At 45.4% G+C, this 22696-nt stretch carries 22 protein-coding genes; 10 read left to right on the forward strand and 12 right to left on the reverse strand.

The genetic code is table 11. From position 1 onward, the window contains the following. Positions 1 to 215: 215 nt before the first annotated feature. From AC3RV5_RS01355 to AC3RV5_RS01390, 8 genes are read left to right on the forward strand one after another with little or no spacing between them, the layout of a single operon-like run. Entirely contained in the window at positions 216 to 2513 is a 2298-nt protein-coding gene (locus tag AC3RV5_RS01355; protein ID WP_489730210.1) for a TonB-dependent receptor, read from the forward strand. A gap of 48 nt (positions 2514 to 2561) precedes the next feature. Beyond that, positions 2562 to 3983: an aldehyde dehydrogenase family protein gene (locus AC3RV5_RS01360; protein ID WP_489730211.1), complete on the forward strand. Its 1422-nt coding sequence runs from the start codon at positions 2562 to 2564 to the stop codon at positions 3981 to 3983. A gap of 27 nt (positions 3984 to 4010) precedes the next feature. Further along, on the forward strand, positions 4011 to 5255 hold the full coding sequence (locus AC3RV5_RS01365; RefSeq protein WP_489730212.1) for an amine dehydrogenase large subunit: 1245 nt from the start codon (positions 4011 to 4013) through the stop codon (positions 5253 to 5255). Beyond that, the gene (locus tag AC3RV5_RS01370; RefSeq protein WP_489730213.1) at positions 5256 to 5795 is read left to right on the forward strand and encodes a MauE/DoxX family redox-associated membrane protein; all 540 of its coding nucleotides are present in this window, start codon (positions 5256 to 5258) and stop codon (positions 5793 to 5795) included. It begins immediately after the preceding gene. After that, positions 5795 to 6415 carry a redoxin domain-containing protein gene (locus AC3RV5_RS01375; RefSeq protein ID WP_489730214.1) on the forward strand — a complete coding sequence of 207 codons (621 nt, stop codon included), beginning with the start codon at positions 5795 to 5797 and terminating at the stop codon, positions 6413 to 6415. Before AC3RV5_RS01370 ends, AC3RV5_RS01375 begins: the two co-directional genes overlap by 1 nt. A gap of 8 nt (positions 6416 to 6423) precedes the next feature. Beyond that, positions 6424 to 6930 (forward strand): methylamine dehydrogenase light chain, encoded by a 507-nt coding sequence (locus AC3RV5_RS01380; protein ID WP_489730215.1) that lies wholly within the window; start codon positions 6424 to 6426, stop codon positions 6928 to 6930. 3 nt (positions 6931 to 6933) lie between these two features. Continuing rightward, positions 6934 to 7365 (forward strand): c-type cytochrome, encoded by a 432-nt coding sequence (locus tag AC3RV5_RS01385; protein WP_489730216.1) that lies wholly within the window; start codon positions 6934 to 6936, stop codon positions 7363 to 7365. 31 nt (positions 7366 to 7396) lie between these two features. Next, the gene (locus tag AC3RV5_RS01390; protein WP_489730217.1) at positions 7397 to 7978 is read left to right on the forward strand and encodes a c-type cytochrome; all 582 of its coding nucleotides are present in this window, start codon (positions 7397 to 7399) and stop codon (positions 7976 to 7978) included. A gap of 539 nt (positions 7979 to 8517) precedes the next feature. Here the strand turns inward: AC3RV5_RS01390 and AC3RV5_RS01395 are convergent. The 11 genes from AC3RV5_RS01395 to paaG all read right to left on the reverse strand — a co-directional run bounded on the left by AC3RV5_RS01395 (position 8518) and on the right by paaG (position 18265). Continuing rightward, positions 8518 to 10605, reverse strand: a complete 2088-nt coding sequence (locus tag AC3RV5_RS01395; RefSeq protein WP_489730218.1) for a 3-hydroxyacyl-CoA dehydrogenase NAD-binding domain-containing protein — start codon at positions 10603 to 10605, stop codon at positions 8518 to 8520. Between the two features lie 21 nt (positions 10606 to 10626). Beyond that, on the reverse strand, positions 10627 to 10941 hold the full coding sequence (locus tag AC3RV5_RS01400; RefSeq protein WP_489730219.1) for an EthD family reductase: 315 nt from the start codon (positions 10939 to 10941) through the stop codon (positions 10627 to 10629). A 41-nt stretch (positions 10942 to 10982) separates the two neighbouring features. After that, positions 10983 to 11990: a phenylacetic acid degradation operon negative regulatory protein PaaX gene (paaX, locus tag AC3RV5_RS01405; protein ID WP_489730220.1), complete on the reverse strand. Its 1008-nt coding sequence runs from the start codon at positions 11988 to 11990 to the stop codon at positions 10983 to 10985. After that, positions 11977 to 13074, reverse strand: coding sequence for a 2Fe-2S iron-sulfur cluster-binding protein (locus AC3RV5_RS01410; protein ID WP_489730221.1), 1098 nt, complete (start codon positions 13072 to 13074; stop codon positions 11977 to 11979). Before AC3RV5_RS01410 ends, paaX begins: the two co-directional genes overlap by 14 nt. A gap of 21 nt (positions 13075 to 13095) precedes the next feature. Next, entirely contained in the window at positions 13096 to 13638 is a 543-nt protein-coding gene (paaD, locus tag AC3RV5_RS01415; RefSeq protein ID WP_489730222.1) for a 1,2-phenylacetyl-CoA epoxidase subunit PaaD, read from the reverse strand. A 4-nt stretch (positions 13639 to 13642) separates the two neighbouring features. Continuing rightward, the gene (paaC, locus tag AC3RV5_RS01420; RefSeq protein ID WP_489730223.1) at positions 13643 to 14419 is read right to left on the reverse strand and encodes a 1,2-phenylacetyl-CoA epoxidase subunit PaaC; all 777 of its coding nucleotides are present in this window, start codon (positions 14417 to 14419) and stop codon (positions 13643 to 13645) included. 10 nt (positions 14420 to 14429) lie between these two features. Beyond that, positions 14430 to 14717, reverse strand: coding sequence for a 1,2-phenylacetyl-CoA epoxidase subunit PaaB (gene paaB / locus AC3RV5_RS01425; RefSeq protein ID WP_489730224.1), 288 nt, complete (start codon positions 14715 to 14717; stop codon positions 14430 to 14432). A 12-nt stretch (positions 14718 to 14729) separates the two neighbouring features. Then, positions 14730 to 15683, reverse strand: coding sequence for a 1,2-phenylacetyl-CoA epoxidase subunit PaaA (gene paaA, locus AC3RV5_RS01430; RefSeq protein ID WP_489730225.1), 954 nt, complete (start codon positions 15681 to 15683; stop codon positions 14730 to 14732). A gap of 139 nt (positions 15684 to 15822) precedes the next feature. Continuing rightward, positions 15823 to 17025, reverse strand: coding sequence for a 3-oxoadipyl-CoA thiolase (gene pcaF / locus AC3RV5_RS01435; protein ID WP_489730226.1), 1203 nt, complete (start codon positions 17023 to 17025; stop codon positions 15823 to 15825). Between the two features lie 12 nt (positions 17026 to 17037). Beyond that, positions 17038 to 17472: a hydroxyphenylacetyl-CoA thioesterase PaaI gene (gene paaI / locus AC3RV5_RS01440; RefSeq protein ID WP_489730227.1), complete on the reverse strand. Its 435-nt coding sequence runs from the start codon at positions 17470 to 17472 to the stop codon at positions 17038 to 17040. Position 17473: 1 nt separating this feature from the next. Further along, positions 17474 to 18265: a 2-(1,2-epoxy-1,2-dihydrophenyl)acetyl-CoA isomerase PaaG gene (gene paaG / locus AC3RV5_RS01445; protein ID WP_489730228.1), complete on the reverse strand. Its 792-nt coding sequence runs from the start codon at positions 18263 to 18265 to the stop codon at positions 17474 to 17476. 91 nt (positions 18266 to 18356) lie between these two features. Here paaG and AC3RV5_RS01450 point away from each other — a divergent pair, with 91 nt between their 5' ends. Then, complete coding sequence (locus tag AC3RV5_RS01450) at positions 18357 to 18950, forward strand: phenylacetic acid degradation protein PaaY (protein ID WP_489730229.1); 594 nt, start codon at positions 18357 to 18359, stop codon at positions 18948 to 18950. A 6-nt stretch (positions 18951 to 18956) separates the two neighbouring features. Here AC3RV5_RS01450 and paaZ read toward each other — a convergent pair whose 3' ends face one another. Continuing rightward, on the reverse strand, positions 18957 to 21005 hold the full coding sequence (gene paaZ / locus AC3RV5_RS01455) for a phenylacetic acid degradation bifunctional protein PaaZ (RefSeq protein WP_489730230.1): 2049 nt from the start codon (positions 21003 to 21005) through the stop codon (positions 18957 to 18959). A gap of 197 nt (positions 21006 to 21202) precedes the next feature. Between paaZ and paaK the strand changes: the two genes are divergently transcribed. After that, the gene (gene paaK / locus AC3RV5_RS01460; protein WP_489730231.1) at positions 21203 to 22498 is read left to right on the forward strand and encodes a phenylacetate--CoA ligase PaaK; all 1296 of its coding nucleotides are present in this window, start codon (positions 21203 to 21205) and stop codon (positions 22496 to 22498) included. Positions 22499 to 22696 lie beyond the last annotated feature (198 nt).

Consider the following 22696-nt stretch of genomic DNA (forward strand, 5'->3'; position numbering starts at 1 on the left):
ATACAAACAAAGTGAACGTTCTATAATCGAATCTAGTTCAATTAAACAATCCATTAACATTTTGACTGTACGGTGCTAACAGAATACCAGACGAAGCCACGCACTGTTAATATAAAATTAACGTGAAAATTAACGTATGAGTGATTTAGTGTTATGCCTATATTGGCATTTGAATAAATCAACTTCGAAAAAAAAATAAAATAAGAGGGTAGACCATGAAACACAACAAAATATCACTGGCTGTCGCCACCGCCTTACTTTTCACTGCAACTTTTACTGTTAACGCTCAAGAAAAAGCTAGTGTATTTGAAAAAATCCAAATTACCGCCAAGAAGAAATCGCAAGACCTACAGGATGTGAGCATTTCAGTCACAGCCTTTTCGGGTGAGGCATTGCGGGAGTTAAACATGACCGATAGTGTCGATATAGCAGCTCAAACTCCTGGATTGAATATTGGAACGCCGGTAGGCGAGGGGAATAATCCCTCCATCAGTTTACGTGGTGTGGGTTTAAATGATTTTAATGACAATAATGAAGGTCCTATCGCCGTTTATCGGGATGAAGTCTATCAATCTGCGATGCCAGGATTGACGTTTCAACTTTTTGATCTGGAACGAGTGGAAGTATTGAGGGGACCACAAGGCACACTTTATGGCCGTAATGCAACGGGTGGTTTGGTTCACTTTATTTCAAAGAAGCCGAGTGAAGACACTGCAGCTTTTTTTAACCTGACTTTAGCAGAATACAATCAGATAAAAACCGAAGCTGCAGTTGGCGGGAGTCTGAGTGATTCAATGCAAGGAAGAGTGTCAGTTGCAACAAACAAACATGATGGTTATGTGGAGAACCGCATAGGTAAAGATGCTAATGAGGCTGATAGCCTGGCGTATCGGGCGCAGCTGAATATTGATGTGACTGATGATTTCTCAGCCTTGGTGAATATTCACGGTGGTAAATCTGATACTAATGCCCCCCAATATCAGCATCAGGCTACGGATGATGGTGCTGGGAATTTTGGTACCACGGATTATTACGGATATGCAGATAATGACGGAGATCCCTTCGCAGGGGAATACGATCGACAGGGCACCCTTGAAATTGATTCCCAAGGTGCTTCATTAAACCTTAACTGGGAAGCATCAAAATTTACATTTACATCCATTAGTGCCATTGAAGACGTAGAAAAATTACATCAGGAAGATACTGATATGGGGCCGTTTCCCGGCGTCGTTCCTGACTTTGCATCCGAAAATGAACAATTCAGCCAGGAATTTCGGTTGGCCGGTTCGGGTGAAACATTCGACTGGATATTTGGACTTTATTACTTTGAGAATGAAATCAAAGGCGATATGAGTCTTGATGTAAATTATCCTGGTCCTGTTGTGGATGGTATTACCGGTGCTCCGACAGGCACCTTTGGCACTGACTTTGTGCCCTTCTTTAACTATGACATTAACTACGTTCAGAACACCGAGTCCTATGGAGTGTTTGGCCAGGTTGAAAAAGAGTTATCTGAGTCTCTGACGTTGACCGTAGGGTTGAGATATACCAGTGAAGATCGTGAAATGCAGTATCAAAACAAGACAACTGGTAACCCGGACGCGGTGCTTAATTCATGCTTAATTCCAGCCGGAGATGTATGTAATTTTGGTCTGGGTTCTGATTTTCCGGGTACCACCACCTTTATGGATTTTACCGATGCAAACCCGTTGGCCAAAGATCTGACCAACATTGATGATACTAATGTGTCAGGTCAAATTGGACTGGATTACAAAATTGACAAAGAGACCTTAGTTTTTGTCAACGTAGCGAATGGGTTTAAAAGCGGCGGCTTCAATGGTGGTTTCCTTGACTTTACCGATGGGGTGTTGGAAGAAGATGTACCCTTTGAGTCAGAAGAGTTAACCAGCTATGAAGCCGGCATAAAAACCACCTTTGCAAATGGTGATGTGAGGTTAAATGCCAGCGCGTTTTATTACGATTACCAGAATTATCAAGCCCTAACGTTTGCAGGGTTAAGTCAATTTATCAATAACTCTGATGCGCAACTAAAAGGAGTCGATGTTGAAGTGACCTGGTTACCGGGTGATGACTGGGATATTAAAGTGGGAGGAAGTTATCTCGATACAAATGTTGACGAGGTAACAGTTAGAGGAGTTGGTGCTGTAAACGACGTTCAAATGGTACAAGCGCCGGAGTTTAGCTTCAATGGTATTGTCAGATACCATTTGTCAGACCAGCTTTCCGCTCAGGTTGATTTTAATTACCAGGGCGAACATTATTTTGATATTACCAACAGCGACATATCCAAAGAAGATGCTTACACCATATTCAACGCCAGAGTCGGTTATGAGATCGACGACAGCTGGAAAGTTTCTGCCTTTGTTAAGAATTTGACTGATGAAGCATATCGCGTCTATACCTTCGATTTCACCGGGCCAGCAGGATTCAATCAGCAGTTCTATGCCAAACCAAGATGGTTCGGGATTAACGTGGAATACAATTATTTCTAACTTGATATAAGTCAGCTTATTTTATCTAATTTTGTTAAAGGTAACATCATGCAACAGTACAATATGACAATTGATGGAAAAGAAGTTTCATCACAGCAGCAATGTGATGTGGTTAACCCGGCAACGGGTGAAGCATTTGCTCAGTGCTCTATGGGGGATGCCGAGACGCTGAATCTTGCTGTCAAAGCGGCGAGAAAGGCATTTCCAAGTTGGAGCCAAATTTCCGATGTGCAAAAGGTCGAAAAAATTAATGCATTAGCGTCCATTCTGGAAGCGAACATGCCAGAGCTTATGGCATTGGTTACCCAGGAAACAGGCAAGCCCTTAACGGGGCTAAACGGGATCGGTGCCGGCATGGAAGTCGGAGGCGCCATCGCCTGGACTCAGGTAACGGCAAGTTTGAATTTACCTGTCGACGTTATCCAAGATGATGATGTAGCACTGGTGGAAGTTCATCGTAAACCCTTGGGTGTGGTTGCTTCTATTACACCATGGAATTGGCCGTTGATGATTGCTATTTGGCACGTTATACCTGCGCTTAGAGCAGGCAATACTGTGGTTATTAAACCGTCTCCATTAACGCCATTGAGTACGCTTCGATTTGTTGAGTTAGCCAATACAGTGTTGCCGCCGGGCGTACTTAATGTTGTTACCGGTGCCCAGAGTGTTGGGGCCGCCATATCGACGCATCCGGATATTAATAAAATTGTCTTTACCGGCTCAACCAGCACGGGCAAGAAAATCATGCAGTCTGCGGCCGGGAATCTAAAGCGTTTGACTTTGGAACTCGGTGGGAATGATGCAGGTATTGTGCTAGAGGATGTCGATGTGAAAGCCATTGCACCAAAATTATTTGCGGCAGCCTTTCACAATAATGGTCAAACTTGCGCCTGCCTAAAACGTCTTTATGTGCATGAATCTATCCATGATGAAGTGTGCAAGGAATTGGTTGCACTGGCCAGTTCTGTCAAGGTCGGTAATGGTATGGATGACGGCGTCGAGCTTGGTCCGGTGCAGAATTTGATGCAATTGGAAAAAGTACAAGCGCTTGCCAAAGACGCCATAGCAAATGGTGCTAAAATTTTGGTGGGTGGTTCGGTACGAGATGGAAACGGATTCTTTTTTCCTCCTACTATAGTTACAGATATATCCGATGGTAGCCGGTTAGTTGATGAAGAGCAGTTTGGACCCATTTTACCTGTCATTAAATATTCCGATATCGATGAAGTGATTGAACGGTCTAACCATAACCCCAGTGGTCTTGGTGGCTCGATATGGACGTCTAACCTGGAGCTGGCAAAGTCTTTAGCAGCGAGAATGGAAACGGGTTCTGTATGGATAAATGATCATGGTTCCGTTCAGCCCAATGCCCCTTTTGGTGGTGTTAAACAGTCCGGTATAGGCGTAGAATTTGGTCAATACGGGTTGGAAGAATACACATCATTACAAACTATCAAAGTCTGTAAATAATGAAACTGTCACTGGGGCATGGATAGAATGAAAAGCTTATATTCAACAAAAATGGCTGTTTTGAGTCTGTGCACCAGTATGGTTTTTGGCTGTGCAAACAATCCACAGGAGCAAAAATCTGCTGACATCGGACACAATAAAGTAGCCAGTGCCAAGGTTGTTGCAGATCCATCCTTACCCGTGCGTCCCATCGAAATCACGGGGCGAGTGGAAACTTTGCCTGCACAATATCCTGAAAGCTGGATATTTGTTGATGAATCCAGCTTTATGAGTATGTTTGGGGGCAAGGTCATATTGATGGACGCTGCTGAACAAAAAGCCAGCAAGCGCATAAAGGGAACAGCCGATAAAAACTTGTTAGGTAATTTTTTAACAGCAAAAAAGCGACCTGAATTCTATATTATGGAGTCTTTCCACGCGCGGGGAAGTCGCGGGCCTAAAACCGATATTCTTGCGATCTACGACAAAACCACGTTATCACCGGTTAAAGAGATAGTCTGGCCTGAAACACGTTTGCAGGCGTTGCCACGCAGACATGCCATGGCGCTTTCCCCGGATGAGAAATTTCTGTTTGTGGCAAATTTTAGCCCGGCGGGTTCAATTACTGTGGTTGATCTGGATAGCGCAGAGATCACTGATACCATTGGCACACCGGGTTGTGTGCTGACGTTTGCGACAGGCAAAAGAAGTGTCACCTCAATGTGCAGTAATGGTGGGCTATTGACATCGACCATCGATGAATTTGGCAAGAAAAAATCCCAACATCGTATTGCACCGTTTTTCGATACGGATAAAACCCCTATTTTTGAACGTCCGGCCATTATTGACGGCATTGCCTACTTTCCAGGTTTTGCAGGCGAATTACATATGGTTGACTTGAATACCGAAGTGGCACAATACCTTGGCCATTGGAGTCTGCTATCTGAAGAAGAGAAAAGTCAGAATTGGCGTCCCGGAGGGTTGGCACTTAATGATGCAGATGAACAGGGGCTTTTCTACATCATCATGAATCCCGATGGTTTCAATGGTTCGCAAACCCATGGTGGAACGCAGGTCTGGGTTTTTGATGTAAATAAAAAGCAACGTATCAAAATCATTGATATCCCTTCCTGGGCTGTTTCAATTGCCTTAACGCGCGGTAAAGAGCCCCTTCTTGTTGTGACCAACGGTGAGATGAATCTGGATATCTATAATGCGCAAAGTGGCAAATTAGTTCAGACATTTAGTGATTTTGGCAATGTCACCCCATTAGTTATCCATAAGGCTTATTAGATGATGCTCAGTGCCATTTTGTCAGACGTCTTTGCGCTATTTTTCTTGTGGCTTTTTATGCGAGCGGGCATGCACAAAATTAATCGGGCTAATGCCATATTCTATTCTGAACTGCTAGTAGAATATGGGTTTAAGCATAAAGCATTGGCAAGCATGTTAAGTTATTTTATCGGCTGGTTGGAAATAGTGATTGCCCTGTCAATTATGTTTGCGCCAAGCCGTCCATATGCGGCAATGGCAGTCTTGTCAATGTTAGTGATTTACCTGCTTGGTATGTTACGACAGTTGTATATCGGGCGAGTCGATCTCAATTGTGGCTGCGCCGGTCCAGATATACACATAAATATCGGCCCGGCCTTACTATATCGAAATACAATACTTGCGGCCGCTTCACTCATATGTTTGCTTCCCGGCATCCCGGTATTTAACGGGATTTGGTTCATCGTTGTGATGACAGCGGCTTTTCTGATTGTTTTTTATTCAAGTAGTGAAAAATTGATCGAAAATAGCCAAATAATTAATATGTTAAGGACAAGATAATGGATTTTTTAACGGTTTCAAACGTCCTGTTGTGGGTTGTCGTTATTCTGCAGGGGGTAATTATTTATGCCTTGACCCGGCAAGTGGGCGTGCTGTTTGAGCGTGTGGCACCGGCAGGGGCGTTAGCCATGAATAAAACCCTTGAGGTTGGGCAGTTAGCCCCTGATTTTACCTTACAGTCGCTGTCATCCGGACTCGTCAATGTGGGTGGGGTGCAAGCGGATAATAAATCACAACTGGTATTTTTTGTATCACCGGATTGTCCGGTATGTAAAACGTTGTTGCCAGCGTTAAAATCCTCTGCCAAGGCCGAGTCTTCCTGGCTTACCATGATACTAGCCAGCGATGGCAAACAGGACGATCACGCCGGCTATGTAAAACAACAAGAGTTATCGGCATTTCCCTACATAGTGTCTGAATTGCTGGGCAAGAGTTTTGGGGTAGCCAAGTTACCTTATGCTGTCTTAATCGACGAGCAGGGAAAAGTTGCCGCGATGGGCATAGTTAATTCCCGGGAGCATCTGGACAGTCTATTTGAAGCGAAAGATAAAAAGGTTGCATCAATCCAGGAGTTTATGCAAAAAAATAAGCCAGAAGAGCAGTTTGTGGAGGCTAAATAAAGATGAAGATGTTAGATAAATTATTTGAAAAATCTGCCAGGTCGATTGCCCAAAATAGCTCAAGACGCGGATTTTTTAAGCTCCTGGGAGCAACCTTGGTAGGTGGCGCTGCGATCCCCTTATTGCCTGTGGCGCGAGCCAATGACAGTCCGCAATATCCTCAGGATGTAGGCGATCCATCAAGTTGTGACTACTGGCGTTATTGTGCAGTAGACGGTTTTTTATGTGAATGTTGTGGAGGCTCTTACAACAGTTGCCCCCCTGGCACAGAAATGTCGCCTATCACCTGGATAGGTACCTGCCGCAACCCGATCGATGGTCGCAATTATGTCATCTCATATAATGATTGCTGCGGCAAAACCCAATGTGGCAGCTGTTTGTGCCAGAGGGATGAAGGTGACCGACCCATTTATCGTTCGGACAAATCCAACGATGTGAACTGGTGTTTAGGCGCGACAAGCTCGGTTTATCATTGCTCTACTGCGGTTGTGGTTGGCTTAGCCTTTGAGAAATGACGGATGAAATCCTTAGTACTGATTTTGTTTATGTTGCAGGCTGTTGCGGGCGAGGTTGCTGCTAAAGAGAACATAAATGTCAAAAGGGCAAAGTCTAATTATCAAATACTCTGTCAGGGTTGTCATGTAGGTGATGGTCGTGGAGGGATGGGTGTACCTAACATGCAGGGCATGGTGGGTCATTTTTTGAGCGGACAAGAGGGCAGGGAATACTTGGTAAGGGTGCCTGGGTCAGCCAATTCTGCGCTTGATAATGATGAGTTGGCTGAATTATTGAATTGGATGATGATAGATATAGGCAAAAAAAGCACCCCCGAAGACTTTGAGTATTTTACTGCCAAAGAGGTTGGAAGGTTGCGAAAATCACCCCTGTTCGAGGCAGTAGAATATAGAAAGCAGCTAGTGAAAAAGTTGTTTCCTTTGGCTGCGCAGTGAACTAATTTAACGGCCCAAACGAGAATACTAAATGATGGATCCTTTACTTAAAAAATTTTTACGCGGTGTTATTGCTGTTGCAAGCAGTTTGATATTGAGTCAAGTATCGCTGGCAGCAGAGATAGAAACACTGGTGACGACTTGTAATGCCTGTCATGGCCAAAATGGTGTGGCGCAAAATCCCGCATGGCCAAGTTTAGCTGGGCAAAAACAAGGTTATCTGGCACTTCAGTTGTCTGCCTTTAAAGATGGAACCAGGAAAAATCCATTGATGGACAATGTTATTAGTAACTTGTCTGATCAAGATATTCAGGACATTGCCACATATTACGCGGGTCTGCCCTTTTCGAAACCGGCGTCAGCCGAAATCAATGTCGCAGGACAAAATGTCAGAGCCAATTGTATATCCTGTCATGGAATGAATGGGCAGACGGTCAACAATACCTGGCCAAATCTGGCGGGGCAAAATCACGGTTACCTTTATCAACAATTGGTCTCTTTCAACAATCAAAGCCGTGACTCAATTATCATGCATGAAATTGCCAAAGTATTGACTGACCAGCAAATGAAAGATGTCGCTCATTACTACGAACAAATTGGAACTGGACAATAAGTGAATCGTCACCTTTAAGCTAAACACTTCTTAGTTTCGAGTTGCTTTGCCCTTGCTTCTCACTCTTGAATTTTATTTTTTGGAGGACAGCGCTTGATATATAGGAGTGGCTCCACCTAGCTTGTCTTGCAGTTGTTTACCCAACCGCGAGTAGCCATTTCACCTACTTCTAGAATTGGGGTATCGCGTATTCCTATTACCGGCACAGCGAGAGCCAACCGTTGCCAATATGCAAGCAAGGCTGTTCGGCAGGGCCGGAAACAGAGACATTAAACTCATTGATTTGGGCGTTTACCGTGCGGACTAGCAACGGTATGGAGCCGACTTGCCTAGCGGTTGAAAAGGGATGATCTGCGAGTATAACGGGGAAGTTTTCAGCGGCAGATGAGACTTCAGGACAAGCTCACAGTGATAGATACCTCGTCTGGCAGGTGTTTATAAGGATCGGTCAAATGATCCTTATATATTTCATTTCTAACCGCTTAACTGATCGGCACCAGTTAATAAACGGCCTTTTTTATCGGTGAAAACCCAAAGGATTATAGTTCTGAAAAGCGTTTGCCAGTTTGAGCGAGCTGTATTAATAGCTTACTGGGTTTCCACCAGTCTTTGCCTGTTGTGTCATATAGTTGTTGTATTGTCGCCAGCACGTTACTAAGACCGAGCAAATCCGCGAGAAACATTGGGCCACCCTTATAGCGCGGGAAACCATAGCCATTCAACCAGATCACATCTATGTCGCTTGCGCGCTGAGCGATACCCTCTTCGAGTATTTTCGCTCCTTCATTGATAAGCGCATAAATCAATCGCGTTTGGATCTCTTCTGGGCTAATTTCTCTTTGAGGAACCTTGAGTGATAAAGCTTCTTGGTGTAACAACACTAACGCCGCGGGATCTTCAGATTTAACTCCGGCGTCATCATATTGATAGAATCCTGCTTGAGTTTTTTGGCCCAGTCGGCCTGCGTCAACCATAAGGTTTGCTGCGCGGAAATAGAGCGGGTCTTGAGATAAATTTGGATTCTCTTTGCGAGCTTTGTAGGCAATGTCAATCCCTGACATGTCATTCACCGCTAGTGGGCCCATGGCCATTCCCCAATCAACCATAGCCTCATCAATTTGACTTGGTGTTGCACCTCCAAGCAATAGTAGGTTCGCTTCACGACCATAACAAGAATACATCCTGTTACCGACAAAACCATAACACATGCCCACCACACTGGAGATTTTGCCAATACGTTTCGCCAATGCCACGGCAGAAACGAGCGTTGCTTCGTCAGTTTCTTTACAGCGTACAACTTCTAGTAACTTCATAATGTTGGCTGGGCTGAAAAAATGCATGCCTAAGACTTTATTCCCACGAGTTGTAGACTTGGCGATGTCATCAATATTTAGATATGAGGTATTACTGGCTAGAATGGTTTGCGGTTTACATACTGCATCGAGCTTGCTGAATATGTCTCGTTTGACATCCATACTCTCAAAGGCTGCCTCGACGACTAAATCGACATCAGACAAGTCTTGATACTCACAGGTTGGCGTGATTAGAGCCATTCGTGAATCCATCTGTACTTGGGATATTCGTCCCCCTTGGACCATTTTTTTATAGCGCTGGGTAATGCCTGCGATACCACGCTCTAAATTTTGTATTGATGTTTCTACTAAAGTAACGGGAATACCTTTATCCACAAAACTCATTGTGATACCGCCGCCCATAGTACCAGCACCAATGATTGCGATCGTTTCGATGCTAATGGGGTTGGTTACGCTAGAAGCTGGTGTGTATTTAGTTGCGGCTTTTTCAGCGAAAAAAGCGTGGCGCATAGCGGAAGATTGAGAGGATTCACGACACGCCAAAAAGTAGGCCCGTTCTTTTTCTAGGCCTTGCTCAAACGATAAGTTTAGCGCATTTTCGACGGAATCTATCGCCCGTTGAGGAGCCTTTTGTCCCCGAGCGCGCTTGGCTAATTTAGTGCGGTAGCGCTCAAAGATAGTCTTGTCGGCACTGCCCATTTTCACGCTCAGTAAAGGGGTAGAAATAAAGGGTTTGCCTACTGCAACTTGCTGTGCAAATGCAATAGCATGTTGTAAAACATCCCCATCGACGATTTTATCAGTGATGCCAGTGGCTTGCTGTGACTCTACTGTGACATGTTTACCTGAGGTTATCAGCTCGAGTGCGGTTTCAACATCGCAAATTCTGGGTAACAACTGGGTGCCGCCGGCGCCTGGGATCAGTCCTAAATTGACTTCTGGTAATCCGACTTTGGTGCCGGATAGGGCAACGCGATAGTGACATGATAATGCGGTTTCGAATCCACCGCCCAATACCGTGCCAAATAAGGCTGCCACAATCGGTTTTGAACTGTTTTGTAGCTCCCTTAATACGTCGGGAAGATGAGGCTGCTTTGGGGGGGTGCCAAACTCAGAGATATCTGCCCCTGCGATAAAAGTTTTACCGGTACATTGAATAACAATGGCTTCAATTCCTGGGTTGGCTAACGCTTCTTTTAGCGTTTCTAGTAAACCCTGCCTGACTACTTGGGACAGTGAATTAACGGGGGGATTGTTAATAACGAGCAACCCTATGTTTGCCCGTTGTTCGAGAAAAACGACAGATGAATACATGCTTGATGCCTTAAAATGGAGTTATAAAGTGGAAAATTGACTAACCTGGATAATCGGTTTGGCATTGGTGAAGTTTTCCACGTCGGCCATGACTTCTTCGCCGGCTTCTTTTACGGCGTTAAGAAATTCTTTGGTAGACCCAAAGAGTAAATAGCCGATGGCGAAGTAAGGCGCCTTCTGCGGACCATCAAGTACTTTGGCTTCATCTAGCTCAATGCCTTGTAAACCAAATGGCGTGTATTTTTCTTTAACTAACGCTAAGTGAAACGAGCGATAATAATTACTGTTGAACTCGTTCCCCGGCTTATTTGCATACATTATCGCTATTCTAATCATAGTGTTCTCTGTGTTACCGAATAAGCCATCAGACTTATTCGTTATTTTAAACCACCAAGACGATTGAAGAACTTTGAAGAAGCTGATGGCATCGAGCCGTGGGCGTTACACAGGTTTTCTTCGGTATAACGCAACGATGGTTTTATCAGCATTTTGTACAGTCTTTTCAATAAGTCTTGAGCTTCATATCCGACCCAGCCATTTGGGAGTAACTCGTCTGGCAAGTCGGGGTCGCGCAGTTGTATTCGTCGATAGTCATGTATGAGTACTGAACGGAACATAAAACCTTCATCCGGGCTTAGCGTACCAATGTCTATCTTGCGGTTTAAGGTGCGATAAAAATCGAGAAAGTTTTGATAAGAAACTTGGAGCTCGGTGATATTCCACTTCTCATTCACTAAACCTTTGATGACATCCTTTGAATGTAAGTCTTCTAATGTGGCGGAAAACACCACCACATCATTAGTTAGCTTTTGCTCAATCAAGGTTTCATCCAAAGAGCGCCTGTCGGATGACGGATGAGCATAAAAGCCATTTGATAAGGTGTTAAAACCCTGCCAATTTAAAAACTTTTTAAGTTCATCGCGCTTATCTTCTGGTACCGAAACAGGTAGTACTAACAGCCACTTTCCATCCCAGTCTGGTGGTTCAGGTACGTAAATACGCCTCGCTACTCGCTCATAGTGACTGTGTGCAGTCTCGGTCAAGCAGTAGTAGCTCTTTCGGCCAATTTTATTCACCTCTAACCAGTCGCTTTGCATTAACCTGAAAACAGAGGTGCGTACTGAGCGTTCGTTAAAACCCAAGGGCGCTAACGCGTTAATAAGGCTGCCAAGCCATATCCAATTACCATGTTGTGATACGACATCCCCAAATAAGGTAACCGTCATTGAGATACAACTAACGTTGGTATCTTTAATATGCTGGATTAAAACATCTTGTAGATTATTGTTTTTTTGCACTTTAATTTTGCCAAATTGAACAGAGCTACTTTCAAGTGTACCAAAGTCTTTTAAGCTAGGTTTTGCTTGTTGACTATCTCTGATCAAAATCTACTTCTACTTCGTCACTAATAGGGTGCGCCTGGCAGGTTAATATGTAGCCGGCTTCTACCTCATGGGGCTCCAGCCCATGACTAATGTCCATGTCTACCTCACCTTTGACTAACTTGGCTTTGCATGTCGAGCAAACGCCCGCTTTACAGGAGTAGGGAAGCTCCATTCCATTGTCCATACCGGCATCAAGTAGGTTTTCACCTACAGTGGCAAGCTTGAATTTAATTGTGCGGCCGTCGGATGTGAGAGTGACGTTACTGGTTTTTTGTTCGCCGTAACTTTCTACACGAGCTTTCGCTTTATCCATGATTTTCTGCGAGTCTTCGGCCGAACTGGTAAATAACTCATAATGAATTTGACTGTCTTTTAAGCCCTCGAGTCGAAAACCGTGAGATAACTCTGACATGAGCGATTCTGGGCCACAAATAAATGCTTCATCGGTATTGGTGATATCGATGAGCTTTAGTTTTTGCAGTAGGTACCCTTTTTTATTATTAATGCGCCCAGCGAGTAAATCAGAGCCCTGATCTTCCTGGCTCATGATGTTTATCCATTTCATGCGCTGCATGTATTGGTTTTTTAAGAAACTGAGTTCCTCTTTGAACATCATGGTGTTGCTTTGTCTGTTGCCATAAATCAAGGTCACCTGACTTTTTGGCTCACAAGCTAATACTGATTTAATGATCGAAAGCGTAGGCGTAATGCCACTGCCCACAGCGATACACATGTAGTTTTTAGCTTGCTGGGCAGAGATTTCAGTAGAAAAATTACCCTGGGGCGGCATAACCTGGATTTCATCACCGGCTTTAAAATGATCATTGACATAGTTCGATAATTTTCCACCTTCGACGCGTTTGATGGCCACCCGTAAATTGTTGTCTGTAATACCTGAACAAATTGAGTATGCTCGACGCAGCTCTTCGCCATTTACCGTTACTTTCAAGGTAAGAAATTGGCCTTGAGTGAAGGCAAAAATGTCTTTTAACGTTGGTGGTACGTCAAATGTGATACATACGGCCGAATCGGTTTCTGGCTCTGCACTTTTTATGCTCAGTGGATAAAACTGGGTATCGTTCATTGTGTCTCCAGAAATGAATGCTTATATGCTTTTAAAAAAGTCGAAAGGTTCGTGGCAGTCTTGGCATTTAAACAATGCTTTGCAGGCAGTTGAGCCAAATTCACTGATCACCTGAGTATTGAGTGAGGCACAGTGTGGACACTTCACACCTTCAGTTGGCGTGAAATGTTTAATGCAGCCAGATGGCGCATCAACCGGCGGTGCTATGCCGTATTGACGAAGTTTGTCTTGGCCCGCTTTTGTCATATTGTCTGTGGTCCAGGCAGGTGACAGAGATATCTTAACCTCTACGTTTGGGTATCCATTTGCACACAAGTGGGCGATAACGTCCTCTTTGATGACGTCCATCGCCGGGCACCCCGAATACGTAGGGGTAATAGTGATCAGCATTTTGCCTTCATGCTCCGCCACATCAGTCAAAATACCAATATCCCAAATAGACAGAACGGGTATTTCAGGGTCGCTCACCTCGTCAAGTAACGTCCATACTTCGGGATAACGTGAAGACTCTCGGCGCACTTGGCGTTCGTAGCGATGACTAGGAACGGTAGCTATGATTTGCATGGGATCACCACTTAGCGCCAGGGTAGCGTCTGGGTACACTTTGCATTACGCTAAGCAGTTGGCCTAGGTGCTCGGTGTGATATCCAGCGCGACCACCACGTACTGCCCATTCGGCGTCAGGCACGTCAAGTGTCGCAGTGCTTAGGGTGTCAGTCACCTCAGCTAACCATTGATCTTTTAGAGTTGAGGTATCCACTGCGATGGATTTTGCGATCAAGCGCTTTTCCAGCTCGTCAGGCTCAAACAACTCATGTACATAGCCCCACAATTCTCCCAAAGCCTTTTGCATTCTTTGATGGCTTTCTTCAGTGCCATCACCGAGGCGAATGCTCCAGTCTTTACTGCGTCTTAAATGATAACGGGTCTCTTTAACTGCTTTGCTGGCAATGGCTGCGAAAGTTTCATCTGCCGAGGTTTGTAACAAAGGCAGATAAAGCGAGTTAAATACATCAATAAATAACTGGCGTACTATGGTGTAGGCGAAATCGCCTTTAGGTAGCTCATTTAACAAATGATTCTGAAAGTCACGCTCGTTACGTAAATAAGCAAAGTCATCTTCGGTTCTGCCTTCACCGCTCAATTGGGCTGCGTAGGTATAATACATACGTGCCCGGCCAATGTAGTCCAGCGCTACGTTACCAAGGGCAATGTCTTCTTCTAAAAAGGGGCCATGGCTGGCCCACTCGGAGATGCGATGACCAAGTATTAGCGAGTCGTCGCCCAATCGGGTGGCGTACTCTATAAGGTCACTGTGTATATCATTGTTATTGCTAGTATTCATTATCGCCCGCCTACATATTACCCACTTCTTTTGGAAGTGGGTAATAGGTTGCATGTCGGTATGGTTTATCTTCAGATGGGTCGAAAAAACCTTCGTTGTCGTCTTCTTGTGAGGCACAGATGTCAGTTGATTTAACCACCCAAATACTGACTCCTTCGCTGCGACGGGTATAGCAATCTCTGGCGTAATCTAGCGCATGCTGTGCATCTTCAGCGTGCAAGCTGCCAACATGTTTGTGATCTAAACCGCGCTTTGAACGCACAAATACTTCGAATAATGCTAGGTTTTCTAGTGTCATAATCATAATTCCTTAGGCAGCAGCTTGCGCTTGGCGCAGCTTTACTTTGGCGTTGTAGGCGTTTTGCGCATCCCGCACCCAAGCGCCGTCTTCATGCGCTTTAACATGGTGTTCAATGCGTTGGCGATTACAGTGACCGTTACCGTTTATTACGTTATAAAACTCTTCCCAGTCGATTTCGCCGCTGTCGTATTGACCGCGCTCTTCGTTCCATTTCAGTGCTTTATCTGGATGTTCTAAACCTAAGAACTCAATCTGCGGAGCGGTTTGGTCGATGAATTTCTGGCGTAAATCATCATTGGTTTCTCGCTTGATTTTCCACTTCATAGATTTTGCAGAATGGGCAGATTCTGAGTCATGGGGACCAAACATCATCAGTGAGGGCCAGTAAAACCGATTCAGTGAATCTTGCGCCAACAGCTTCTGCTCAGGCGTACCTTTGGCGAGCTCCAACATGATTTGGTAACCCTGACGTTGGTGAAAACTTTCCTCTTTACAGATACGGATCATGCTACGCGCATAAGGCCCATACGAAGTGCGCTGTAACGAAACCTGATTACAAATAGCTGCACCATCAACTAACCAACCTATGGCGCCGATATCGCCCCATGTTTGTGTGGGGTAGTTGAAAATAGAGGCGTACTTGGCTTTGCCCGTCTGTAAGGCTTCTATCATTTCAGCCCGGCTTATCCCTAAGGTTTCCGCTGCGCTGTATAAATACAAACCATGACCGGCTTCGTCCTGAACTTTCGCTAATAATACGGCTTTGCGACGTAAAGACGGGGCACGGGTGATCCAGTTGCCTTCAGGCTGCTCACCGATAACTTCAGAGTGAGCATGCTGGGAAATCTGCCGGATCAAATTTTTGCGATACGCATCTGGCATCCAATCTTTTGGTTCGATCTTCAACTCACTATCAATCTTGTTTTGAAATGTGGTTTCGAGGCTTTGCTCATTCGTGTCCATAAGATTCACCTATTGGTTCTATATTGCATAATTTAAATGATACAGTTTATTTGCATTTAGTCAATTGAGTGTATCATTTAAATTGACGAATAAAAGGTTAATTGTTAATAAAAAATTAACAATTAACCTTAAGTTGCGGTTAAACGCGTTCAATTATCATGGCAATACCTTGACCTACACCGATGCACATGGTGCACAACGCGTAGCGACCATTCGTTCTATGAAGTTGGTGCATGGCGGTCATCACTAGACGCGCACCACTTGCACCAAGGGGGTGACCTAAGGCGATGGCTCCGCCGTTTGGATTCACGTGAGGGGCATCATCCGCTATACCCAGATCACGTAAAACCGCTAAGCCTTGTGAGGCAAATGCTTCATTTAATTCAATGACATCCATATCCTCGATTTTTAGACCGGCTTTGTGCAACGCTTTTTTCGTTGCTGGAGAGGGTCCAAAGCCCATAATTCTCGGCTCAAGCCCAGCAGTTGCCATACTAACCACGCGTGCCTTAGGAACGAGAGAGTGGGACACGGCGACACGCTCAGAGGCCAATAATAGCGCCACAGCGCCGTCATTAATGCCGGATGCGTTACCTGCGGTCACCGTACCATTTTCCCGAAACGGCGTGCCTAGTTTTGCTAGCGCCTCAAGGGATGTTGCTCGTGGATGTTCGTCTTTTGTAAAAATAAGCGGTTCTTGTTTTCTACGCGCAATAGACACGGGGATGATTTCCGCATCAAATATGCCATCAGCCTGGGCGCGCGCCGCTTTTTGCTGGCTGCGTAAGGCAAAGGCATCTTGGTCTTCCCGGCTGATATTAAACTGCTCGGCGACGTTTTCCGCGGTTTCGGGCATAGAGTTAATGCCAAATTCGTTTTTCATCAACTTGTTCACAAAGCGCCAGCCAATGGTGGTATCAAACATTTCTGCCTGGCGGCTAAAGGCGGTTTCGGCTTTACCCATTACAAAAGGTGCGCGAGACATGGATTCAACCCCGCCTGCTATAACAAGACCAATATCACCACTTTCAATACCGCGAGCCGCGCAGCCAATGGCATCCATACCTGAGCCGCATAAACGATTGATGGTTGTGCCAGGTACGCTAACAGGAAGGCCTGACAGCAAGGCACTCATGCGAGCTACGTTACGGTTATCTTCACCCGCTTGGTTAGCACAACCATAATAAATATCATCCACGGCTTGCCAGTCGACCTGTGGGTTTCGTTCTTGCAGGGCTTTAAGGGGGATAGCACCTAAGTCATCAGTTCGAATAGAGGATAAAGACCCTGCGTAGCGACCAAAAGGAGTGCGGATGGAATCACAAATAAATGCATTTTTCATGGGAATATCTCGTTAATCTGTTGGTAACAATTTACGGTTAATACGTGCTGAATTGCCTTTGAAAAGAGCAATTAACTCATTGTGTTGGTTCGTTATTTTGACGTGGTATATGCCCGTTCGCTTACCTTGGTGAAACGCTGATGCTGTGGCTGTTAACTCGTCATCTTGAAACGCTGGACGAATAAAATCGATGTTACAATTGGCTGCCACAGCGGCCTCGTTTTGTGAATTACAGGCAAACGCAAACGCGGAGTCAGCGAGGGAAAATAACTGCCCGCCATGGCAAGTCTGATGACCATTTAACATAGCGGACGTGACGCGCATGGAAACGGTGGCCAGCCCTTGTGCTACATGCACAATCTGCATGCCCATATTTTGTGTTGCCGCATCATTGGCAAACATGTGCTCGGCGCACTTTTGGGCTAATGCGTCTGAGGTATCTGTCATCTTATTGACCTTCAAATTTGGGCGGGCGTTTAGCGATAAAAGCGGCAACACCTTCTCGATAGTCATTGCTTTTTCCCAGTTCACGCATGGCATTTTTTTCTAGCTCAAGCTGTAAATGCAGTGAGTTTGAAAAGGATTCATTTAGCAGCATTTTAATTCTGCTCAGCCCTTTTGTTGGCTGGGTTGCTAAATGTTCTGCCATTTTTATCGCTTGTGGCATCAGTTCTTCATTGTCGATGCATTGCCAGATCATGCCCCATTGCTGGGCTTGTTCTGCGCTCAGTTTTTCCCCGAGTAAGGCTAACGCTTTGGCTCTGGGCAGGCCTAATGCTCTGGGTAAGCTCCAGGTGCCACCTGAGTCAGGTACTAATCCAATTTTGCTAAATGCCTGAATAAAGCTGGCACTACGAGCAGCCAAAACGATGTCGCAGGCTAATGCAATACTGGCTCCTGCCCCCGCCGCCACGCCGTTTACTGCGCAGATAACTGGCTTCTCAAGCGACGTAAGAGCACGGATAAGAGGGTTGTAATTGTTTTCAACTGACTCACCTAAATCTGGTGCTGATTGCCCAGTGTTAACATCTCTGTCGTTCAAGTCTTGTCCTGCACAAAAACCGCGCCCGGCTCCAGTTAAAAGCAGGCAGCGAATATTGGCATCTTCACGCACTGTTTTCATGACTTGTTTCACTTCCAGATGCATTTGGGCGGTAAAGCAATTGAGTGAATCAGGGCGGTTGAGTGTCAAGATTGCTACGTTGTTGTTGACTGAATATTCGATAGTCTTGAAGTTCATTTTTGGTTACTCTTGCTGTTCGTTAGTGTTGTCAGTGCGCTTAAACGGCCGATATTTTGGCTTGTTGCACAGAATTGATTTGAGGAAAAAAATGCCCGTTTATGCAATTGAAGATCTCGTTCCAGTGATTGACCCCACCGCTTATGTTCATCCGACCGCTGTGCTTATTGGTGATGTCATTATTGGCGCTAATTGTTACGTTGGACCCAATGCTGCGTTGCGTGGCGATTTTGGCCGCATCATTCTTGAACAGGGCTGTAATGTGCAGGACACTTGCGTGATACATAGCTTTCCAGAGCAAGATTGTGTGGTTGAACAAGATGGACATATCGGCCACGGGGCCGTGCTGCATGGCTGCCGGATTGGCAGAAATGCATTGGTTGGCATGAACGCCGTGATAATGGACAAGGCTGTCATTGGCAGTGAGTCGCTGGTAGCTGCAACGGCCTTTGTTAAACCCGGCTTTGAGTGCCCGCCTAAAAGTTTGGTAGTAGGCAGCCCCGCCACGGTCAAACGTACCTTGTCTGACAAAGAAATAGCCTGGAAGACCAAGGGCACCCATGAGTATCAAATTTTGACTCAACGATGCCAAAAGAGCATGCGAGAAGTACAACCCCTGCATGCTATTCAACCTGATCGCCCACGCTTTAGCGCAAGTACGCACCGACCTAAAGAACAAACCTGAGTTTCCTCAAGCTTCTTTCCTTACCACTAGTGTCATGATGTCATATAGGGCAACCATTTCGTGATCTTGATTAAACACTTGGACATCCCATACCACGACGCCCGTCGCCTGATCGTCATCTGGGCGTTTGGTTTTCTTGATTTTCTGTTTGGCTGTGATCTTGACCTGAATGGTATCGCCTATGCCAACGGGAGAAACGAAGCGTAAATTTTCTAAACCATAATTGGCCAAGACCGGACCGGGTGAGGGCTCTACAAACATCCCGGCGGCGGCTGATATAATGAAGTAGCCGTGAGCGACACGTTTACCAAACAGTGAGTCTTTCGCCGCTATTTCATCGAAATGCGCATAGAAGTGATCCCCCGAAATACAACCAAAATTAACCACGTCAGCTTCTGTGACTGTGCGTCTGTGGGTCGTTAGGCTTTCGCCTATTTGTAATTCTTCGAAGTATTTCTTGAACGGATGTTTGTCATCGCTATAGGTTTTGGCCCCGGCTGTGTATTCTTTGGTGATGGCCATAAGTGTTGTAGGTGAGCCCTGAATAGCGGTGCGCTGCATGTAATGTTTAATCGCGCGTATACCACCAAGCTCTTCACCACCGCCAGCACGACCCGGGCCGCCGTGAACTAGCGGTGCTAATGGTGAGCCGTGGCCAGTAGATTCTTTGGCACATTCACGGTTAAGTACTAACATACGACCATGGTATGCCGCTGCGTTTAGAATAAAGTTTGCCGCCTCTTGATCATCAAACGTCACGATAGAGCCTACCAGGCTGCCTTTGCCTAAATTAGCGATGTGAACTGCGTCTTCCATTGTGTCATAAGGCATCAGCGTACATACCGGACCAAATGCCTCTACTTCATGTGCCACTACGCTGGTTTTGGGGGTTTTACATACCAGTAACGTGGGTGGGTAAAACGCGCCGCTTTGAGCATCAGCACCGATAACACTGAACTCAGCATCATTGCCACCAAGGACGACTTCGCATTCTTGGGCTAAAAGTGAGACCTTGTTTTTAACGTCTTCGCGCTGTGACAAGCCAACTAAGGAGCCCATTCTAACGCCCTCGGCGCTTGGATCACCCATAGCTACTTTCGCTAACCGTGTTTTGACTGCACTGATCACATCGTCAAGTTTGGCGGCAGGTACGATCGCGCGTCGAATAGCCGTACATTTTTGTCCAGCTTTTCCCGTCATTTCACGGACTAACTCTTTGATAAAAAGCTCAAACTCTGGATCGTCCTGAGCAACGCTGAGCCCTAAAATACTGCAGTTCAATGAATCCGCTTCCATATTAAATGGAATGCTATTAGCGATGATGTTGGAGTGGGTTTTCAGCTTGCGGCCTGTGCTTGCTGAACCTGTAAAGGTCACACTGTCTTGTTCATTAAGTTGCGCAAGCAGGTCGCCAACACCACCACAGATAAATTGAATAGCGCCGTCAGGGAGAATGCCCGCATCTACGATTTCTTTTACCATTGCTTCGGTTAGGTAAGAAGAAACCGTTGCTGGTTTAACAATAACCGGAACGCCTGCGATTAGGCTTGGTGCTATTTTTTCTAACATGCCCCAACAAGGGAAGTTGAAAGCGTTGATATGCACAGATACGCCGGGTTTAGACGTTAAAATATGTCTACCAACAAAATTACCTTTGCTCGAAAGGACTTCTGTTTTTCCTTCAACTAAAAAGGTTTCGTTTGCCAATTCCCGTCTTGCCATGCTGGAATAGCTGAGCATGGTACCAATCCCACCTTCGATATCTACCCAGCCATCTGCCTTTGTGGCACCGGTCCATGCAGAGATTTGATAAAAGTGTTCCTTTTTAGATAACAAGTGTAGACCGAGCGCTTTAAGTGCTTCTGCTCTTTGATGAACCGTCATGGCGCGAAGCGCTGGGCCGCCCACTTCACGTCCGTAAGTGGCAACTTTGGCAAAGTCGATGCCCTCAGTTCCAACATGACAAATAACTTCACCGGTAACTGCGTTACATACTGGGGTACCTTCAGATTTGCCTGCTACCCATTGACCATATACAAAACTTTTAGCTTTCATATTTAAGACACCTCTGATTATCTATCTTATTATCTAAATGTTGTCGCATGTTATGCGAAAGTTAATAAATATGATACACAAATGTTGATTTGTAATGAATATCTGTATTATATTGATTCGCAGGTTAAGTGCATGTGGCTATTTGGTTAGTGAATTTAACAAACTTATTTGATACAAAAAAACTATTGGAGACCTAAATGGCAGGACTTAATGTGGGATTGCATGCGATCGAGAATGCAAGTATTGATGAGCTGCGTGGGTTGCAGCTAGAGAGATTGAAGCGCACATTGCACCACGTTTACAACCACTCGCCAGTTTACAAAGCTAAATTCGATGCTCACGGTGTGCACCCTGATGATCTGAAACAACTTTCAGATCTCAGTAAATTCCCCACCACTACCAAAGCCGACCTGCGCGACAACTATCCTTTTGGCATGTTCAGTAAACCAATGGAAGAGGTGGTACGGATCCATGCTTCAAGCGGTACCACGGGTAAACCAACCGTTGTGGGCTACACCCAAAATGATATTGATACCTGGGCGGATATCGTCGCGCGTTCTATTTATGCCGCAGGAGGGCGCCCGAAAGACAAAGTTCATATATCTTACGGTTATGGTTTATTTACTGGCGGCTTGGGTGCGCACTACGGTGCAGAGCGCTTAGGCTGTACCGTTATTCCTATGAGCGGTGGTCAAACTGAAAAGCAAGTTCAGCTCATTAAAGATTTTGACCCAGACATTATTATGGTCACACCTTCCTACATGCTCAATATTGCTGATGAAATGGCAAGACAAGGTATTGATCACAACAAAATTGCTTTACGTTTGGGCATCTTTGGCGCAGAGCCTTGGACAGAAGCAATGCGCAATGAAATGCAGACACGATTATCGATGGACGCGGTAGATATTTATGGTTTGTCTGAGGTGATGGGCCCGGGTGTGGCGCAAGAATGTATTGAAACAAAAGACGGGCCGACTATTTGGGAAGACCACTTTTATCCAGAGGTTATCGACCCTGTTACGGGGGAAGTGTTACCTGATGGCGAAGAAGGGGAGCTGGTATTTACGAGTCTTACCAAAGAAGCCATGCCGGTGATCCGTTATCGCACTCGAGATCTAACCAAACTACTGCCTGGTAGTGCTCGTAATATGCGACGCATGGGTAAAATTACCGGCCGCAGCGACGACATGTTGATTATCCGCGGAGTCAACGTTTTTCCCACCCAGATTGAAGAGCAAATATGTAATGTAGCTGGCTTGTCTCCTCATTATCAAATTGAACTTTCTAAAAAAGGCAACATGGATAACGTCAAAATTCGGGTTGAAAGACATCCTGAAATAGCGACTCAAATGTGCGAACAGCTAATGCGCAATTTAGCCCGCAACGTGAAAACCTTCATCGGTATCTCTTCCACCATAGAAATTGTTGAACCGGGTATTTTGCCGCGATCCGAAGGCAAGGCTAAACGCGTTTTAGATAGCCGAAATAAGTAGTTGGGGGCATATAATTGGCAACTCTGTTCAGGCAAAGCTACCTAGTTCGATAGTTTCAATGAACGCAAGAAATTGTTTAATGTGGCCAGTTTCACACAAGGTTTTTGTCGTTATATTGTCAAATGCAGGGGGGCGTTTTCAAACCAGTTAATGGCCTCAGTGTTTCCCCCAGGCCAGGCTGGTAAAATAGGGGAGATG

It is taken from the genome of Paraglaciecola sp. IT1134 (genome assembly GCF_058068185.1).

Excerpts from the sequence above, each read along its gene's own strand:
- paaB (WP_489730224.1), bottom strand. The coding sequence starts at position 14,717 with ATGACACTAGAAAACCTAGCATTATTCGAAGTATTTGTGCGTTCAAAG.
- paaK (WP_489730231.1), top strand. The coding sequence starts at position 21,203 with ATGGCAGGACTTAATGTGGGATTGCATGCGATCGAGAATGCAAGTATT.
- AC3RV5_RS01360 (WP_489730211.1), top strand. The coding sequence starts at position 2,562 with ATGCAACAGTACAATATGACAATTGATGGAAAAGAAGTTTCATCACAG.
- AC3RV5_RS01365 (WP_489730212.1), top strand. The coding sequence starts at position 4,011 with ATGAAAAGCTTATATTCAACAAAAATGGCTGTTTTGAGTCTGTGCACC.
- paaD (WP_489730222.1), bottom strand. The coding sequence starts at position 13,638 with ATGCAAATCATAGCTACCGTTCCTAGTCATCGCTACGAACGCCAAGTG.
- AC3RV5_RS01355 (WP_489730210.1), top strand. The coding sequence starts at position 216 with ATGAAACACAACAAAATATCACTGGCTGTCGCCACCGCCTTACTTTTC.
- AC3RV5_RS01370 (WP_489730213.1), top strand. The coding sequence starts at position 5,256 with ATGATGCTCAGTGCCATTTTGTCAGACGTCTTTGCGCTATTTTTCTTG.
- paaC (WP_489730223.1), bottom strand. The coding sequence starts at position 14,419 with ATGAATACTAGCAATAACAATGATATACACAGTGACCTTATAGAGTAC.
- AC3RV5_RS01390 (WP_489730217.1), top strand. The coding sequence starts at position 7,397 with ATGATGGATCCTTTACTTAAAAAATTTTTACGCGGTGTTATTGCTGTT.
- AC3RV5_RS01400 (WP_489730219.1), bottom strand. The coding sequence starts at position 10,941 with ATGATTAGAATAGCGATAATGTATGCAAATAAGCCGGGGAACGAGTTC.
- AC3RV5_RS01385 (WP_489730216.1), top strand. The coding sequence starts at position 6,934 with ATGAAATCCTTAGTACTGATTTTGTTTATGTTGCAGGCTGTTGCGGGC.
- pcaF (WP_489730226.1), bottom strand. The coding sequence starts at position 17,025 with ATGAAAAATGCATTTATTTGTGATTCCATCCGCACTCCTTTTGGTCGC.
- paaI (WP_489730227.1), bottom strand. The coding sequence starts at position 17,472 with ATGACAGATACCTCAGACGCATTAGCCCAAAAGTGCGCCGAGCACATG.
- paaG (WP_489730228.1), bottom strand. The coding sequence starts at position 18,265 with ATGAACTTCAAGACTATCGAATATTCAGTCAACAACAACGTAGCAATC.
- paaA (WP_489730225.1), bottom strand. The coding sequence starts at position 15,683 with ATGGACACGAATGAGCAAAGCCTCGAAACCACATTTCAAAACAAGATT.
- AC3RV5_RS01395 (WP_489730218.1), bottom strand. The coding sequence starts at position 10,605 with ATGTATTCATCTGTCGTTTTTCTCGAACAACGGGCAAACATAGGGTTG.
- paaZ (WP_489730230.1), bottom strand. The coding sequence starts at position 21,005 with ATGAAAGCTAAAAGTTTTGTATATGGTCAATGGGTAGCAGGCAAATCT.
- AC3RV5_RS01450 (WP_489730229.1), top strand. The coding sequence starts at position 18,357 with ATGCCCGTTTATGCAATTGAAGATCTCGTTCCAGTGATTGACCCCACC.
- AC3RV5_RS01410 (WP_489730221.1), bottom strand. The coding sequence starts at position 13,074 with ATGAACGATACCCAGTTTTATCCACTGAGCATAAAAAGTGCAGAGCCA.
- AC3RV5_RS01375 (WP_489730214.1), top strand. The coding sequence starts at position 5,795 with ATGGATTTTTTAACGGTTTCAAACGTCCTGTTGTGGGTTGTCGTTATT.
- AC3RV5_RS01380 (WP_489730215.1), top strand. The coding sequence starts at position 6,424 with ATGTTAGATAAATTATTTGAAAAATCTGCCAGGTCGATTGCCCAAAAT.